Origin of the sequence: Methylobacterium variabile, from assembly GCF_001043975.1 — a bacterium.
GTDB classification, from domain to species: domain Bacteria; phylum Pseudomonadota; class Alphaproteobacteria; order Rhizobiales; family Beijerinckiaceae; genus Methylobacterium; species Methylobacterium variabile.
On the sequence record NZ_LABY01000080.1, the window covers coordinates 18103 to 33962 of the forward strand.

The window sequence follows — 15860 nt, forward strand, 5'->3', positions numbered from 1 at the left end:
GCGAGCCTCGCCACAAAGGCAGGCGGAGCGCGGCGCCGGACAGTCCTTTTCGGAAACGCGAATGAGCGGCGGTCGGTGGTCCCGCCATGCCGCTACGTCGCCCGCCGCGATGGAGAGGCTGCTCCCGTCGCGGCGCCGTTCAGCGTCAGGAAGACGGCCGAAGGAGGTCAGGTACGGGACACGGCCTTGCCTGCGGGCAAGAATGCGAACCATCGACCTGGAGGGAAGTGGACCCGTTCAGGTTCAGGCCGCCCTGGGTGGGCGCTCGATGCGCAAAGGGGTGCAGCCGTCGACTTGCTCGTCGTCCACGACGCAGCAATCGGATGTGCGGCTGGGATATGCCATAAGCCCGGGCGGGAGCGCCGGCTCTAAGGCGTGGCAGGCGAAGCCGCAACAGTTAGAGGCATAGCTCCTGCCGCCGGACGCGTGATGCATACAGGCGTCGTCCTCGGGCTCGGCCGTGACGGACGCCCGGACGTTCTCGTAGTGTACGGCCATGTCGTGGAGGTGGGCCGTTCCGCCACGCACGTACTGGAAGCCGCTCTCTGCCTGGGATGCGGTCAACCCGACTGGCGCGGATACGCGCCAGAAACCAGCCGGGAAGGCGGCCAGGAACGTCGCAGCCACCGCGAACAGGAGGGTCCTCAACGAAAGCAAGGTTCGTCCACTTCGAAATACGCCTGCACGAAATGTCTCACGGCCAGGCAGCACAACGCAAGCCACGGGCCGCAGCGGTCTCGGCATTCCCTGCCAATGGACCCCTCGGGCGCGTGCGTCAGGCCCCCAGCATCCGGGCCTCGTACCCCGCCCGCTTGAGCGCCGCCACCACTCTCGGTGCGTCGACCGCGCCGCGGACGGTGATCTCCCGGCTCGTCAGGTCGATGTCGATCTTCGCGTTGCCGTCGAGTACCTGGACGGCGCGCGTGACGCTTTTGGCGCAGCCGCCGCAGCTCATGTTGGACACGTGGAAATGCAACATCACTGTCTTCCTTCTCGCGCGTTCCCGCCCTGTATGAACCTTCCAATGATGGGAAGGTCAAGGGAGGTAGCCGCTCCCTTGGCAGGCACTGGCCCGGTCCCGTCGTCCATGTGCCCAGCATCGCCGGGTCCCTCTGACCTTCCCATCGTTGGAACCCCCATCTATCTGTGGGAGCCGAGACAGAGGAGGGCACGGGTCATGGGCCAAGACGTCGTCTAAACTTCCAGACGGCATGCGGCCTGGGGCAGCAACTCAGCCTGACCGTCGAAGGAATGAGCTGCGCATCCTGCGTCGGGCGGGTCGAGGCCGCGCTCGAACGGCTTCCCGGCGTCGCCGACGGACGGTCAACCTGGCGAACGCACGCGCCCACGTGCGCTTCTCCAGCCCCCCGAAGCACCGACTACCCTCCGAGCCATCGAGGAGGTGGGCTACTCCGTGCCGGAGGCCTGGACCGAGGTCGCCGTCGCCGACATGATCTGCGCGCCCGGCGTCTCGCGCGTCGAGCGGGCGCTTGCCCGCGTCGGCGGGGTGACTGGCGCCGCCGTGAACCTAACCACGGGACGCGTGAAGTAGCGTCACCTGGCGAGCGCGGTCACGGAGGCGGACCTCCTGGAGGCCGTGGATGAGACGGGCTACGAGGCACGAGGAATTAGGCAAGGCCGAGACACCGATTTGGCACGCGAGGGCGAGGCGGCTGGCCTGCGCCGCGACGTTCTGGTCGCACTCGCCCTCGCGCTCCCTTTGGTCGCTGTCGAGATGGGATCGCACCTCGCTGCGGCTTAGGGCTCGGCGGCCTGGTGCTCAAAGGCCGAGAGGATCGGGCACGGGCCGGCGCTGCCGGCGCGGCAGGTCTCCGCCAAGCGCGCCAACAATCGCCGGGCTGCCTGCAGCTCGGCGATCTTGGCATCGAGGGCTTTGATCCGCTCTTGGGCCAGCGTCTGGGCGCGGGGGCGGTCGTCGGTGGCATCAAGCGCGATCAGCTCGGCGATCTGCTCTAGGGTGAACCCAGCCACCTGCGCGGACCGGATGAACCGCAACTGGCGCAGGTCGTCCGCCCCATAGTGGCGGATACCGCCGCCGTAGCCCGCAGGCCCGGGACGTGCTGGCGTCTGCAGCAGTCCGCGCCGCTGGTAGTAGCGCACGGTTTCAACACCCACGCCGCCGGCGCGGGCCAGCCCTGCAATCGTGATTTCGAGCACTGCTTGACCCTGTACCATGGTACGGACCTTATATCAGACGCAACACGTCAACAACTCAAATCCGAAAGATGCTGCAATGACTTCCTCCACCCAACCCCGTCAGGCCACGCTGTATCGCATGGTCATGGAGGCGCACACCTGCCCCTACGGCCTGAAAGCCAAGGATCTGCTGCGCCGCCAAGGCTTCACCGTCGAGGACAAGTGGCTGACCTCGCGGGAGGCGACCGACGCGTTCAAGGCCGAGCACGGCGTCAAGACGACCCCGCAGACCTTCATCGACGGCCAGCGGATTGGCGGCTACGACGACCTGCGCCGCTACTTCGGCAAGTCGATCGCCAACCCCAAGGCCACCACCTACACCCCCGTCATCGCGCTGTTCAGCATGACGGCGCTGATGGCGCTCGCCGCCAGCTACGCGGTCTACGGCACGCCGTTCACCGTGCGCGCCGGGGAGTGGTTCATCGCCTTCAGCATGGCCGTGCTGGCGCTGCTCAAGCTCCAGAGCGTCGAGAGCTTCGCGACCATGTTCCTCAACTACGACCTGCTGGCGAAGCGATGGGTGCCCTACTCCTACATCTACCCCTTCGCCGAGGGCCTGGCAGGCGTACTCATGATTGCTGGCGCGCTGAACTGGCTCAGCATTCCAGTGGCGCTGTTCATCGGCACGGTCGGCGCAGTGTCGGTGTTCAAGGCGGTCTACCTCGACCGGCGCGAGCTGAAGTGCGCCTGCGTCGGTGGTAGCAGCAACGTCCCGCTCGGCTTCGTCTCTCTGACCGAGAACGTGATGATGGTCGCCATGGCGCTGTGGATGCTGGCCGTGAGCCTCACCGGCGGCATGCCGGCGATGGCGGGCATGTAAGCCGCCATCTCTGCAGGTCCACGAAAGGCTACTGTCCATGTTCCCGGCTTGGTTCCATGCCCTCGCGATCCTCGCCCTGCTGCTCGGCGGCGCCTGTTCGCTGCTGCTGTCGGTCCAGGTAATCCGGCAGCCGCAACACATGACGGTGATGAACATCGTCTGGCCGGTCAGTGCGCTGTTCGGCACGGTGGCGACCGTCTGGGCATACTTCCGCTACGGGCGGCTGGCGACCATGGCGGCGCACCACCACGCCAAGGCGCACGGCGAGAAGCCGCCCAACATGACCCAGACCCCCTTCCCGGTGATGGTCGGCAAGGGCGCCCTCCACTGCGGCAGCGGCTGCATGCTTGGCGATGTTGCCGCCGAGTTGCTGGCGTTCCTGGTCCCCGGGGTGGCGGTCTGGTTCGGTTGGCACTCGCTGTTTGCGGAAAAGATGTACGCGGTCTGGGTGCTCGATTTCGTGTTCGCCTACGTGCTCGGGATTGTGTTCCAGTACTACGCCATCGTGCCGATGCGCGGCCTGTCCCCCAGGGAGGGTCTGATCGCCGCGGTCAAAGCCGACACCGCCTCGCTGATCGCCTGGCAGGTCGGCATGTACGGCTTCATGGCCTTCGTGCAGTTCTACCTCTACCCGTACCTCGCGGGCCGGCCGGCGCCGGTCAACTCGGTCGAGTTCTGGTTCGCCATGCAGCTCGCCATGGTGGCCGGGTTTCTGACCAGCTACCCGGTCAACTGGTGGCTGGTCAGCGTCGGCATCAAAGAGCGGATGTGAGCTGATCCGGAGATCCCGATGAAGACGCCTGTTGTGACGAACGCCACGCTGCTGATGCTGGCCGCCACGCCCGCCCTGGCGATGATCTGCTGCGGCGGCAAAGGCGCGATGATGTGCGGCAAGGGCGGCATGGCGATGACCCACGCCGGCATGACGGGCAAGAAAGGCGGCGGCTGCTGTGACGGCATGGCCAGCAACATGAGCAAGCGCGGCTGAGCACCCGCCCGCCGATCAGACCGGGTTACGTGGCCCGGTCTGCTTTGGCTAATCCCTGCTACAACTCAAGAATTCCGCACGGCAGCGGCCTCAGCCGCGTGCGCCGCTGGGCCGTGCTGGATGCCCTGCCAGCCGAGCCAGCCGGTGTAGAGGCCGACCAATACGATCAAGACGGCCGAGGCATAGGGCGCCTGCCGAGCGAAGGTGCTGAACCCCGTCCAACGAGAGGCGACGTGCTTGACGCTCAGGGCGGCCAGCACCCCGGCCGACACCATCGTCAGCGCCAAGCCGATGCTGAAACACACGACCAGTGCGAACCCGAGGCTGAACTGCTTGAGCTGGATGCACAGCAGCAGCACCGTGATCGCGGCTGGGCACGGGATCAGGCCGCCGGTCAGGCCGAACATGACGATCTGTCCCGTGGTGACGGTGCGACCGGCGAAGCGCCGCCGAATGTCGTCGGCATGGGCGCGGGCGTGAGCATCGTCCTCGTCGCCCAGGTTCATGTGATCGTGGTCGTGTTCCTCAAACGCGACCTCGTGGACCTCCGCACCGGCCGGGGCATCGAGGTGCAGCCGCGCCGTGAACGCGTGCGGTTCCGGGATTTTCTCGAGGCTTTCGAGAAACTCGCCGTTGCGCACGAACCCGAACACCTGCCGGGCGCCGTCCGAGCGCTGGGTTTCGACGCTCAGCGCCACGGCTTCCGGCAGCGGGCCGCGCTCGCTGCGCACGCGCCAGTGCGGCGGTACGCCGTCCTCGAAGATCTCCAGCGTCAGCAGGCCACTGCGGGTGGTGACGTGGTGCGCCGCGTCGTGGTGATGGTGGTGGTTATGGTGCTGCTCGCGCCACGTCCGCCACACCATCCAGAGAGCGATGCCGACGATCAGCATCGCAGAGGCGAGCTGAAAGTATGGCTCCGACGCCTCCCCAGCGTATTGCTGGCAGAAGTACTGCCCGCCCAGGGCAATCGCCCACACTACCGCCGTATGCGAGAGGGTGGCTGCCAGCCCCAGGAGCACTGCCTGCATGACCGTGCCGCGCACCGCGATGATGAACGCTGCCATCATCGTCTTGGAGTGGCCGGGTTCAAGGCCGTGCAGCGCACCGAGCAGGATCGCGGTCGGCACGAACAGCCAGGCGTGCGCCGTCCCCTGCTGCAGCAGGTCGGTCAAAGGGGTCATGGCATGAGCTTTCGTTACTTGAGGTAGGTTTTCACCACCTCGATCAGCTCGGCCGCACCCTTGGCGCGGTCGGCATCCGGTTCGTTGTCCGGGTTCACGACGTGGTGGCGGATGTGATCTTCCATCAACTCGGCGGTCAGCCCGTTGATGGCCCCGCGCATCGAGGCGACCAGCATCAGCACATCGGCGCAGCCGATCTCCGCCTCCAGGGCGCGCTCGACCGCCTGCGCCTGTCCCTTGATCCGGCGCACCCGCGCCAGCAGCTTGGTCTTTTCCTTGATCGTGTGGGCCATCGGGTCAGCTTTCGCTTGTAGGGTGATACATAGGGGGCTACCCTATGCGTTGTCGAGCACAAATTGCGTGATCGGGGCACGGAGGCCCCTAGCATGAAGAAGGAGGACCCCTGCATCGGGGTGTGCGCATGGGACGGGAAGACCGGCTGGTGCTTGGGTTGCGGCCGGACCGTGCCGGAGATCAAGGCGTGGCGGAAGCTGACGCCCTACCGGCGTACCGCTCTCCTGCGCGAGCTGCCGCGCCGGATGGAACAGTTGAGCAAACAGCAGCCGGTCGAGGCGCCGGCCGAGAAGGCGCGACGCTCCGCTCATGCCTCGTGAGCTGCGAATGGTGGCTACCGCGCCCGCCAGAGCACCCCGACCAGCCCGACATTGATGAGGGCCAGGGCGAGCAGCAGATGCCACAGCGCATCCGGACCGGCATGAGTCAGCACGAACGCGCCGGCCGGCGGCGCGAGGGCTTGAGCAATCAGTCCCGGCCTGGCCAGGCGGCCGACCACGACCGGGTAGCGGACGGGGCCGAACAGCGCCAAGGGCACCGTGCCCCGCGCAATCGAATAGATCCCGTTGCCGCCGCCGTAGAGCACCAGCCAGACCCCGACACCGGGCAGGCCAAGAGCGAGCAGCACCAGGCCGAGGGCCACCAGGATCAGAGCCGCCGTCAGGGTCCACAGCGGATGATGCCGGCCCTTGAACGCCATCTCCACCATCCGCGCCCCGACCTGCGCCGGGCCGATCAGCGCCCCGTAGGAGACCGCCGAGGCGAGCGCCACGCCGCGCGTCTGGAGGAGCGTGATCAGGTGGACCGACACCAGCGCCATGATCGCGCCGCCGAGCACGAGCACACCGGCGAACAGCAGGAACGCCCGCCGCTCCTGTCTCGTCAGTGGGCCGGTCGTCGCCTGGTGGGGCTCCGCCGTCACCGGCAGGGCCGGAGCTTTCGGGATCAGCAGCAGCACCAGCGGCAGCGTGACCAGCAGGTGCAGGCCGGCATAGGCCAGGCACGCCCCCCGCCAGCCGACCTGCGCGACCAGGAACGCCGAGAGCGGCCAGCACACGGTGCTGGCGAACCCACCCCACAGGGTCAGGGTCGTGATCGCCGGTCGCGCCTCGGCGCCGTAGAGCCGGCCAAGGGTTGCAAAGGCCGGGTCGTACAGGCCGCACGCCATGCCGAGGCCGAGCAGCAGCCAGCCGGCCAGATAGACCGGCAAGGCCGGCGCCACGGCCAGGGTGACGAGGCCCGCCGTCAGCAGCAGCGCGGCGAGCGTCAGGACCGGCCGGCCGCCGTGGCGGTGGATCGCCACCCCGACATGTGGTGCGGCGGCGGCGGCAACCAGCAGCCCGAGGGTCAGGCCGCCGACCACCCCGGCCAGCGGCCAGCCCGTCGTTTCTGCGACCGGGCCGGCGAGCACCGCCGGCAGGTAGAATGATGACCCCCAGGCGAGGATTTCGACCACGCCCAGGGCGGAGATCACCGGCCAGCGCCGGGCCGGAGGCATCGGCGGCTACCGGGTGCCGACGAGCGGCAGCCAGGCCGCCAGGGCCAGCAGCGTGACCAGCAGCACGGGCGGGGTGATGACCAGGCCAACCTTCATGTACTGGCCCCAGGTGATTTTCTGGCCCTTGCTGGCGAGCACGTGCAGCCAGAGCAGGGTCGCCAGGCTGCCGATCGGCGTGAACTTCGGCCCGAGGTCGCAGCCGATCACGTTGGCGTAGATCATCAGCTCGCGGATCAGCGGCGACAGGTCCGGGGCCTGCTGGATCGAGAGCGCCCCGATCAGCACGGACGGCATGTTGTTCATCACCGACGACAGGATGGCAGCGGCAAAGCCGGTGCCGACCGTGGCGACCCACGGCCCCTGTCCGCCCAGCCAGACCAGGCCCTTGGCGAGCTCGTCGGTCAGGCCGGCGTTCCGCAGGCCGTAGACCACCAGGTACATGCCGAGGCTGAACAGCACGATCTGCCAGGGGGCGCCGGCCAGCACCTTGCGGATCGGAATGACACGGCCCCGGTTGGCGACCAGCAGGAGCACCGCCGCGCCGGCACAGGTCACCACCGACACCGGCACCCCGAACGGCGCGGTGATGAAGTAGGCGGCGAGCAGCACGCCGAGCAGCGGAAACGCCGTCCGGAACACCAGCGGATCACGGATCGCCTGCCGGGGCGGTGCGAGTTCCGCCACCGGGTACGCTGCCGGGATCACCCACCGGAAATACAGCCCGAGCACCACCAGCGTCGCCGCCAGCGACACCAGGTTCACCGGAACCATGACCGCCGCGTACCGTCCGAACGTCACGTCAAAGAAGTTGGCCGAGACGATGTTGACCAGGTTGGAGATTACCAGCGGCAGGCTTGTGCTGTCCGCCACGAACCCGCAGGCGACGATGAACGCCAGCGCTGCCGCCGGCTTGAACTCGAGGCGGAGCAGGATCGCCAGCACGATCGGGGTCAGCAGCAGCGCGGCGCCATCGTTGGCGAACACCGCCGCGATGGCCGCGCCGAGCAGGATCACCAGCGGAAAGAGCAGCCGGCCCCGCCCACCGCCCCAGCGGGCAATGTGCAGCGCCGCCCAATGGAAGAACCCGGCCTCGTCGAGCAGCAGGGAGATGATGATCAGCGCCACGAAGGTGAACGTGGCGTCCCAGACGATATGCCAGACCACCGGAATGTCGCCGGGGTGGATCACACCGGTGGCGAGCGCCACGGCGGCGCCGGCCAGGGCGCTCCACCCGATCCCGAGGCCCTTGGGCTGCCAGATGACGAAGACGAGGGTGACGAGGAAGATGGCAAGCGCGAGCATGGGGACGTTTCTTGTTCTGGTTGGGGATGACGCTCAGGCGGAGGCGATGCGGCGGCCGTGTTCGTCCACGACCCGCTCGCCGTCTTCCGTCACGAACTCGCCCTGTTGCGCCGGCAGCAGATCCAGCACGGCTTCGGACGGCCGGCACAGGCGCACGCCCTTGGGCGAGATCACCAGCGGCCGGTTGAGCAGGATCGGGTGCGCCTCGATGGCATCGAGCAACTGGGCGTCGGTCAAGGCCGGATCGCCAAGGCCCAGCTCGGCGTAGGGCGTGCCCTTCTCGCGCAGCACGTCGCGCACTGTGAGGCCGGCGCGGTCGAGCAGCGCGACAAGCAGTGCCCGCGTGGGCGGGGTTTGCAGGTACTCGATCACGTGCGGCTCGATGCCGGCGTTGCGGATCATCGCCAGCGTGTTGCGCGAGGTGCCGCAGGCCGGGTTGTGGTAGACCACCACGTCCATCACGCGACCTCCGGCCGGGGCGACGTGGCGCCATCCTGCTGGCCGATCTCGCGCACCTTGGCGGTCAGGGCGAACTCGTCCAGGCTGGCGATCGGCAGGGCGATGAGCGCGGAAATGCGGTTCTTGAGGTAGCGTTGCGCCTGGCGGAAGGCCGCCGCCTTCACGTAGTCCAGGCCCTCGATCGCGGCGGGGTCCTCGATGCCCCAGTGCGCCGTGACCGGCTGGCCGGGCCAGAACGGGCAGGTTTCGCCGGCCGCGTTGTCACAGACCGTGAACACGAAATCCATCACCGGGGCACCCGGCGCGGCGAACTCGTCCCACGACTTCGAGCGCAGGCCCTCGGTCGGATAGTCGGTTTCGCGGAGGGCTTCGAGCGCCAGGGGGTGCGGCTGGCCCTTGGGCTGGCTGCCGGCAGAAAAGGCCCGGAAGCGCCCCTGCCCGTCCTTGTTCAGCATAGCTTCCGCCAGGATCGAGCGGGCCGAGTTGCCGGTGCAGAGAAACAGCACGTTGTAGACGCGCTCAGGCATGGGCGGTGTCTCCGGGAGTGCAAAGGCAGGCGGCCAGGGCTTCGACGGCCGGGGCGCAGACCTCCGGACGGCCCTGGCAGCAGTCGCGCATCAGGAAGGCGATCAGATCGCCCAGCGACGGGAAGGTGGCGGTGTAGATGACCGAGCGCCCCTCCCGACGGGACTGGATCAGCCCGGCATGGCTCAGTTCCTTCACGTGAAAGGACAAGTTGGTGCCGGCCACGCCGACCTCCTGCGCCAGCACGCCGGCCGCCAGGCCGTCCGGGCCGGCGGTGACGAGCGCCCGCACGATGCGTAGGCGGTGTTCCTGGCCGAGGGCCGCGAAGGCGGCGACGGCTTGCCGTTGGTCCATCATTTATGCAATATCTCAATCATTATTGAAATGTAGATGAAGGCCGCCTCTTGGACAAGCCCCTGCACCCCTTCACCGACGGTATGCCGAACCTGTCTGAGGCCCACTTCGAGCTGCCGACCCGCGCGCATCTGCAGGTGGCCCAGCCGTTCACCCACGCCCCGCGCTTCCTGCTCCTCTACGGCTCGCTGCGGGAGCGCTCGTTCAGCCGCTTCCTGACCTACGAGGCCGCTCGCCTGCTGGAAGCGATGGGCGGCGAGGTGCGGATCTTCCACGCGGACGGGCTGCCGCTGCCCGACGACACCACCGCCGACCACCCGAAGGTGCAGGAGTTGCGCAACCTTTCGCTGTGGTCCGAGGGTCATGTCTGGGTGTCGCCGGAGCGGCACGGCAACTTGACCGGCGTGATGAAAAGCCAGATCGATTGGCTGCCGTTGAGCGAGGGCAGCGTGCGCCCGACCCAGGGCCGCACCCTGGCGATCATGCAGGTGTCCGGCGGCTCGCAGAGCTTCAACGCCGTGAACTCCCTGCGCCTGCTCGGCCGCTGGATGCGGATGATCACCATCCCGAACCAGTCCAGCGTGCCAATGGCCTACAAGGAGTTTGACGACGCCGGTCGGATGAGGCCAGGGCCGCTCTACGAGCGCGTGGTGGACGTCTGCGAGGAACTGATGAAGTTCACGCTGCTGACCCGCGAGCGCGCCGGCTACTTGGTGGACCGCTACAGCGAACGCAAGGAGCGTGGCTCGGACCGTTTGAAGGCCGTCGCGGCCGACATCGGCTTTGAAAAGCGTCCCCGCTAACGCTAACCGGGGCGCATGCCCCGGCATATTCCTCGACGAGGAGGGGCCCCATGCTTGACGTTGCCCCGACGCCCCTCATCACCGCGCCGCCGCCGATCGCGGGAGCTATTTTCCTGGACGCATCGCTCGCCGCCTGCGACGCCCAGCGGGGTCATGCAGCCCCCCATTCACCAGCAGCCGCACCAGGGCGAGGGCGAGGAACAACGCGCCGGTCGTCAACGCGACCGAGCCGACCGCGTAAGCCAGCGCCGCGCCCAGTTGGCCGCGTTCGTACAGCAGCGCAGCTTCCAGCGAGAACGCCGAGAAGGTGGTGAACCCGCCGAGGATGCCAGTTGTCAGAAAGAGTCGGAGCTGTATCGGCAGGCCAGACTTGAGAGTAGAGTATTCGGTAACGAGGCCCATCAAAAATGACCCCAGCACGTTGATGCCGAGTGTGCCGCAGGGAAACGCTCCTGACCCCAGCACCCGCAGGGCTGCGATATGTGTGCGCTGAGTGGCGGCGGATATCAGAGAAAACTGCCATGTTATCAAATGTAAGGAAAACCTCGCTACCGGATCTTCAGTCCGCGCGTCAGCGCCAGGCTGGAGGATCGCCCAGCCCGCAATGCGTCGCCTCGCGGGCCTGATCCTCTTCGTAGGCGGCCAGCAGATTGGCCCGCTGGCGCTCGTTGAGCCCCGTCGCGATCGCCTGGAGCGTGGCGGTGCCAGCCATTGCCTCAACGCAGCAGCTCGATCGTGACGCCGACGACGGCGCCGTCCAGCCGCGACCAAGCCCGATCGGTCGTGAACGCCGGGGCATCGAGCTGACCTGCCACCGCCAGGCAGGCGCGATCGCCCAGCGACAGACCGGTCGCCCGGGTGAGTGTTCGAAGGCGCGCACTGTCACGTGCATGGGCCATCTCGAAGGGCACGACCGTGAGCTGCAGTCCCGCGAAGACCGCGTCGACGGTATCCTCCGGCATCCCGAGGTCGACGAGCTTGGTCATCACCTCCGCAGCGTTCACCGCGGAGATCCGCGCGCCCGGTAGATGCTCCGCCACCCGATCGGCACCCGCCTCGCCGAATATGACGGCCAGCACCGCCGAGGCATCGAGCACGGGGTCAGTTGCGTCCGGCATCCGAATCCTCACCATCCTCCCGCGCGGCTTCGGCGCGACGCTCCGCTAAGAACTCGTCGACCACGGACTCTCGCCCTTGGGCGAACGGAGCCGCTAGGGCTCGGATACGCTTCAAGGCCTGATCGACCGTCGAGATGCGAATGCCATCCTCATCCTGTGTAAGGATCACGCGCCCAGCCCCATTCAGGCCTAATCCGCGACGCATGTCCGCAGGGAGGTTCATTCTCCCATTCTCCGCAACCTGTACCGTTCGGCGTAGGGGTTCAACCATAACCAAGGGCCTCATATAACTCGTAGGGAGAGAACGTCTGTTGCTCCACAATCTTGATATTCGCAACAAGGCGCAACCGTGTCATAGCCGAATTCACCGCTCCGATTATGGCCGATAATGACGATTATCGGTCATAATTAGTGGATCGTTAAGGCCCGACCGGGTAGGCTCGGCTCATGGACCTCGACCGCGCCGACCCGACCCCTGAATCCCCTCTCGAGGCATTGGCGCTGCCGGTCCCGCCCGCCGCTGGCCTGCCGCCGACCGACGAGATCCTGATCGAACGGCTCGAGGGCCACGCCCGCGCCGCACACGGTGCCTTCGCCGACAACACCGTCCGGGCCTTCGCCGCCGACAGCCGGATCTTCGCCGCCTGGTGCCGGGAGGCCGGCCGGACGATGCTGCCGGCGACGCCCGAGACGATCGCCGCCTTCATCGACGCACAGGCCGAGACGAAGTCGCGCGCCACGGTCGAGCGCTACCGCTCCTCGATCGCTGCGCTGCACCGGGCCGCCGGCTTAGCCAACCCCTGTGCCGACGAGATCGTCCGGCTGGCGGTCAAGCGGATGAACCGGGCCAAGGGCCGGCGCCAGAAGCAGGCCGAGCCCCTCAACCGCACCAGCATCGACCGCATGATCGCCGTGAAGGCAGTAGAGCGCCTGCATCGGCGCGTGTCAGAAGGCGAGCACGGGGCTCCACTGATCGCGCTGCGAAACATCGCCCTCGTCGCCGTCGCCTACGACACCCTGCTGCGCCGCTCCGAACTCGTCTCCTTGTCGATCGAGGATCTGGAGCGCGGTGCCGACGGCTCCGGCACTGTCCTGGTACGGCGCTCGAAAGCCGACCAGGAGGGCGAAGGCGCCATCAAGTACCTGGCCCCCGACACCATGGCTCATGTCGAGGCGTGGCTCGCCGCGGCCGGGCTGGAGAGCGGACCACTGTTCCGGCCGCTCACCAAGAGCGGCAAGGTCGGGGCACGGGCGCTCGGTGACAGGGACGTGGCGAGGATTTACCGGGCGTTGGCCTCGGCGGCCGGGCTGAAAATCCCACGCCTCCCCTCCGGTCACTCGACTCGAGTCGGTGCTACGCAGGACATGTTCGCGGCCGGGTTCGAGCTGCTCGAGGTGATGCAGGCTGGCTCATGGAAGACGCCAGCCATGCCGGCTCGCTACGGCGAACGCCTTCGGGCGCAACGCGGCGCGGCGCGAAAGCTCGCGACACTGCAAAACAGGGCATAAGTCTTGCTAAACGCTGATGGCACGACTTGCCATTGCGTTTGATTGTCAAGCATGCGTCGTTCATAGCTTATAATTGTCTAAATGGATCAAGTCACTATTGGAATAGCTCGACAAAGGCGGGATAAATAATGATCCGCCTCACATGACTATCTCATCTGGCGCCCTGGTGGATGCTTCCATCGCCCGGTGACCATTGTCGCTCTGCTTCGGAGATACCTCGCCGACGATTATCGCTCCTACTGTCACGAGAATGCCAGCGATCGAGGCCGCGTCCTGTAAAGCGGTGAGCACGACCTTGGCCGGGTCGATGATGCCGGCCTCGATCATGTCGACGTACTCTCCGCTTTCGGCATTAAAGCCGAAGGTCTCGGAGCCCGTGTTGTCGGTAATCTTGCCGACCACGATCGAGCCCTCCACGCCCGCGTTCTGAGCGATCTGGCGGATCGGGGCCTCAAGGGCCTTCAGCACGATCTTGATGCCGGCCTGGACGTCGGCGTTGTCGCTCGACAGGGCCGCCACGGCCTTCTTGGCCCGCAGAAGCGCGGTGCCACCGCCTGGGACGATGCCCTCTTTTACTGCAGCGCGGGTGGCGTGGAGGGCGTCGTCGACGCGGTCCTTCTTCTCCTTGACCTCGACCTCGGTCGCGCCGCCGACGCGGATCACCGCGACGCCGCCTGCGAGCTTGGCCAGACGCTCCTGAAGCTTCTCGCGATCGTAGTCCGAGGTGGTCTCCTCGATCTGCGCCTTGATCTGCTGAACGCGGGCCTCGATGTCGGCCTTCTCGCCGGCGCCGTCGATGATCGTGGTGTTCTCCTTCTCGATGCGGACGCGCTTGGCGCGGCCGAGCATCGGGAGGGTCACGTTCTCGAGCTTGATGCCGAGGTCCTCGGCGATCATCTGACCGGCGGTCAGGATCGCGATGTCCTCGAGCATGGCCTTGCGGCGGTCACCGAAGCCCGGCGCCTTCACGGCCGCGACCTTCAGGCCGCTGCGCAGCTTGTTCACCACGAGCGTGGCGAGCGCCTCGCCCTCGACGTCCTCGGCGACGATGACGAGGGGCTTGCCCGTCTGCACCACGGCCTCGAGCACCGGCAGCATCGCCTGGAGCGACGACAGCTTCTTCTCGTGGATGAGGATGTAGGGATCCTCGAGCTCGGCGATCATCTTCTCCGCATTCGTGATGAAGTACGGGGAGAGATAGCCGCGGTCGAAATGCATGCCCTCGACGACGTCGAGCTCGGTCTCGGCGGTCTTCGCCTCCTCGACCGTGATCACGCCCTCGTTGCCAACCTTCTGCATGGCATGGGCGATCATCTCGCCGATGTCCTTGTCGCCGTTGGCCGAGATCGTGCCGACCTGGGCGATCTCCTCCGAGGCCGACACCTTCTTGGCGCGGCTCTGGATGTCCTTCACGGCGGCCTGGGTGGCGAGGTCGATGCCGCGCTTCAGGTCCATCGGGTTCATGCCGGCGGCGACGTACTTGGCACCCTCGCGGACGATGGCCTGGGCCAGCACGGTCGCGGTGGTGGTGCCGTCACCCGCGATGTCGTTGGTCTTCGAGGCCACTTCGCGCACCATCTGGGCGCCCATGTTCTCGAACTTGTCGGCGAGCTCGATCTCCTTGGCGACGGTCACGCCGTCCTTGGTGATCCGGGGCGCGCTGAAGCTCTTCTCGATCACAACGGTACGGCCCTTCGGGCCCAGCGTCACCTTGACCGCGTCGGCCAGGATGTCCACGCCACGGACCAACGCTGCGATGGACGAGGGGTACGCGACGGCCGCGCCAGAGCGGAGGGCAATTCCGGCCAAAGTCGACGATCGGGTTTGCCGAGTGCGGATGACCGGAGCCGAAGGGCGCTCATCCAGATCGACGGTTTGCGTCCACACCCGCGGTCGGTTGGCCTTCCGGTCGTCGATTTCCAGCGACTTGATACCGGCCTCATCAATTGTGGTCCAGGCGGAGGTGAAGGTCAGATGCCTCGTCCAATCCGGCACCGCAAAATTATGCTTGTGCAAGAGTGTCTGCATGATGGGTACGCCCCAGCGCAGAAGGGGCACGAGGGAGCTGTCAGCAAAGCGATGGAGGACATCAGCCCCTGCGCTCGCGCCGGTCGCCAACCTCAGGAGGCTTGCATCGGGAGCGTCGCGAAGAGCGCCGTGCATCGCGTCGAGGGCCTCCACAGTGAGGACCCCTTCGTCCCGCCCGAACGCCGCGTAGGCGCACGCGAGCAGCATGAGGTCTCGCTCCGCCAACGTTCGAAAGGCCTCAGCCGCGCCATCCCCGAGCAGTTCGCGAATGCGCGATGTTTCGATCGCGCTTGCACGACCAGTGGAGAAAGCCGCGTCCCACTCAGGCACTGCCGCGTCTGACTGGGGCTCGATCCGAAAGCCGCTGACATCCTGGTTCAGGATAAGTTCGATACCACCACCCAGAATGGCAAAGCGCTGCTTACCCGTCCGGACGATCACATTGAAAGATTTTCCCGCCGCCGCCGTGCTCTGCCGTATCCGCGCGCGCTCGGACGCCTCGCCGAAGGCAGCCAGGTTGCGAAGCGGCTCAACGCCGATCCGCTTCGGCAACGTGCATTCCGCGACACCGTCCGACAGTCCCACGCTGATGCTGCAGGCCCAATCTCCCCAGGGAAGGTCCACCCTCACGCGATAGAAGCCCGCTTCGAGGTACTCGGTCGGGTGTCCCTCGATGTCGGTGAGCGACATCCTTCGCGTCCGCTCGGGGAAACCGATAAGCTCGATCGATACGAGCGGAGTGCCGGCCAAGTGTCCCCCGAGCC

At 66.9% G+C, this 15860-nt stretch carries 20 protein-coding genes; 7 read left to right on the forward strand and 13 right to left on the reverse strand.

Translation table 11 applies throughout. The annotated features are described in order from the left end of the window. Positions 1-775: 775 nt before the first annotated feature. Positions 776-979 (reverse strand): heavy-metal-associated domain-containing protein, encoded by a 204-nt coding sequence (locus VQ02_RS12565; protein WP_053080351.1) that lies wholly within the window; start codon positions 977-979, stop codon positions 776-778. A 423-nt stretch (positions 980-1402) separates the two neighbouring features. Between VQ02_RS12565 and VQ02_RS38160 the strand changes: the two genes are divergently transcribed. Next, on the forward strand, positions 1403-1552 hold the full coding sequence (locus VQ02_RS38160) for a heavy-metal-associated domain-containing protein (protein WP_167350733.1): 150 nt from the start codon (positions 1403-1405) through the stop codon (positions 1550-1552). A 206-nt stretch (positions 1553-1758) separates the two neighbouring features. Here VQ02_RS38160 and VQ02_RS12570 read toward each other — a convergent pair whose 3' ends face one another. Beyond that, a complete protein-coding gene (locus VQ02_RS12570; protein WP_048444534.1) occupies positions 1759-2196 on the reverse strand; it encodes a MerR family DNA-binding protein in 438 nt (145 codons plus the stop codon). A gap of 58 nt (positions 2197-2254) precedes the next feature. On the opposite strand from VQ02_RS12570, the gene VQ02_RS12575 reads away from it, so the two are divergent. The 3 genes from VQ02_RS12575 to VQ02_RS12585 are packed head-to-tail and all read left to right on the forward strand — an operon-like array spanning position 2255 to position 4025. Further along, positions 2255-3037: a glutaredoxin family protein gene (locus VQ02_RS12575; protein ID WP_048444535.1), complete on the forward strand. Its 783-nt coding sequence runs from the start codon at positions 2255-2257 to the stop codon at positions 3035-3037. A gap of 37 nt (positions 3038-3074) precedes the next feature. Beyond that, entirely contained in the window at positions 3075-3809 is a 735-nt protein-coding gene (locus VQ02_RS12580) for a DUF4396 domain-containing protein (RefSeq protein WP_048444536.1), read from the forward strand. An 18-nt stretch (positions 3810-3827) separates the two neighbouring features. Continuing rightward, a complete protein-coding gene (locus VQ02_RS12585) occupies positions 3828-4025 on the forward strand; it encodes a hypothetical protein (RefSeq protein ID WP_048444537.1) in 198 nt (65 codons plus the stop codon). A gap of 65 nt (positions 4026-4090) precedes the next feature. On the opposite strand, the gene VQ02_RS12590 is transcribed toward VQ02_RS12585, so the two are convergent. Then, the gene (locus VQ02_RS12590) at positions 4091-5206 is read right to left on the reverse strand and encodes a nickel/cobalt efflux transporter (protein WP_048444538.1); all 1116 of its coding nucleotides are present in this window, start codon (positions 5204-5206) and stop codon (positions 4091-4093) included. A gap of 14 nt (positions 5207-5220) precedes the next feature. Further along, positions 5221-5499 carry a metal/formaldehyde-sensitive transcriptional repressor gene (locus VQ02_RS12595; protein ID WP_048444539.1) on the reverse strand — a complete coding sequence of 93 codons (279 nt, stop codon included), beginning with the start codon at positions 5497-5499 and terminating at the stop codon, positions 5221-5223. A 93-nt stretch (positions 5500-5592) separates the two neighbouring features. On the opposite strand from VQ02_RS12595, the gene VQ02_RS12600 reads away from it, so the two are divergent. Continuing rightward, complete coding sequence (locus VQ02_RS12600; RefSeq protein ID WP_048444540.1) at positions 5593-5820, forward strand: DUF1289 domain-containing protein; 228 nt, start codon at positions 5593-5595, stop codon at positions 5818-5820. Positions 5821-5834: 14 nt separating this feature from the next. Here the strand turns inward: VQ02_RS12600 and VQ02_RS12605 are convergent, their stop codons facing one another. Genes VQ02_RS12605 through VQ02_RS12625 form a run of 5 tightly spaced genes read right to left on the reverse strand, consistent with a single transcriptional unit; the run spans position 5835 to position 9638 of the window. Then, entirely contained in the window at positions 5835-6998 is a 1164-nt protein-coding gene (locus VQ02_RS12605) for an MFS transporter (protein WP_048444541.1), read from the reverse strand. 6 nt (positions 6999-7004) lie between these two features. Then, the gene (locus VQ02_RS12610; protein WP_048444542.1) at positions 7005-8300 is read right to left on the reverse strand and encodes an arsenic transporter; all 1296 of its coding nucleotides are present in this window, start codon (positions 8298-8300) and stop codon (positions 7005-7007) included. A 33-nt stretch (positions 8301-8333) separates the two neighbouring features. Then, positions 8334-8759 (reverse strand): arsenate reductase (glutaredoxin), encoded by a 426-nt coding sequence (gene arsC / locus VQ02_RS12615; protein WP_048444543.1) that lies wholly within the window; start codon positions 8757-8759, stop codon positions 8334-8336. Beyond that, on the reverse strand, positions 8759-9286 hold the full coding sequence (locus VQ02_RS12620) for an arsenate reductase ArsC (protein WP_048444544.1): 528 nt from the start codon (positions 9284-9286) through the stop codon (positions 8759-8761). Before VQ02_RS12620 ends, arsC begins: the two co-directional genes overlap by 1 nt. Beyond that, entirely contained in the window at positions 9279-9638 is a 360-nt protein-coding gene (locus VQ02_RS12625; RefSeq protein WP_048444565.1) for an ArsR/SmtB family transcription factor, read from the reverse strand. Before VQ02_RS12625 ends, VQ02_RS12620 begins: the two co-directional genes overlap by 8 nt. Positions 9639-9688: 50 nt before the next feature. On the opposite strand from VQ02_RS12625, the gene arsH reads away from it, so the two are divergent. After that, positions 9689-10441, forward strand: coding sequence for an arsenical resistance protein ArsH (gene arsH / locus VQ02_RS12630; protein ID WP_048444545.1), 753 nt, complete (start codon positions 9689-9691; stop codon positions 10439-10441). Positions 10442-10546: 105 nt separating this feature from the next. On the opposite strand, the gene VQ02_RS12635 is transcribed toward arsH, so the two are convergent. From VQ02_RS12635 to VQ02_RS12640, 3 genes are all read right to left on the reverse strand, one after another. Beyond that, on the reverse strand, positions 10547-10906 hold the full coding sequence (locus VQ02_RS12635) for a CrcB family protein (protein WP_280818942.1): 360 nt from the start codon (positions 10904-10906) through the stop codon (positions 10547-10549). A gap of 106 nt (positions 10907-11012) precedes the next feature. Then, on the reverse strand, positions 11013-11153 hold the full coding sequence (locus tag VQ02_RS37015; protein WP_156295498.1) for a hypothetical protein: 141 nt from the start codon (positions 11151-11153) through the stop codon (positions 11013-11015). A gap of 4 nt (positions 11154-11157) precedes the next feature. Then, complete coding sequence (locus VQ02_RS12640; protein ID WP_245239711.1) at positions 11158-11538, reverse strand: type II toxin-antitoxin system VapC family toxin; 381 nt, start codon at positions 11536-11538, stop codon at positions 11158-11160. Positions 11539-12006: 468 nt separating this feature from the next. Between VQ02_RS12640 and VQ02_RS12650 the strand changes: the two genes are divergently transcribed. Further along, positions 12007-13068 (forward strand): site-specific integrase, encoded by a 1062-nt coding sequence (locus tag VQ02_RS12650; RefSeq protein WP_048444547.1) that lies wholly within the window; start codon positions 12007-12009, stop codon positions 13066-13068. 138 nt (positions 13069-13206) lie between these two features. Here the strand turns inward: VQ02_RS12650 and groL are convergent, their stop codons facing one another. Beyond that, entirely contained in the window at positions 13207-14817 is a 1611-nt protein-coding gene (groL, locus tag VQ02_RS39105) for a chaperonin GroEL (protein ID WP_280818943.1), read from the reverse strand. Positions 14818-15860: the final 1043 nt, after the last annotated feature.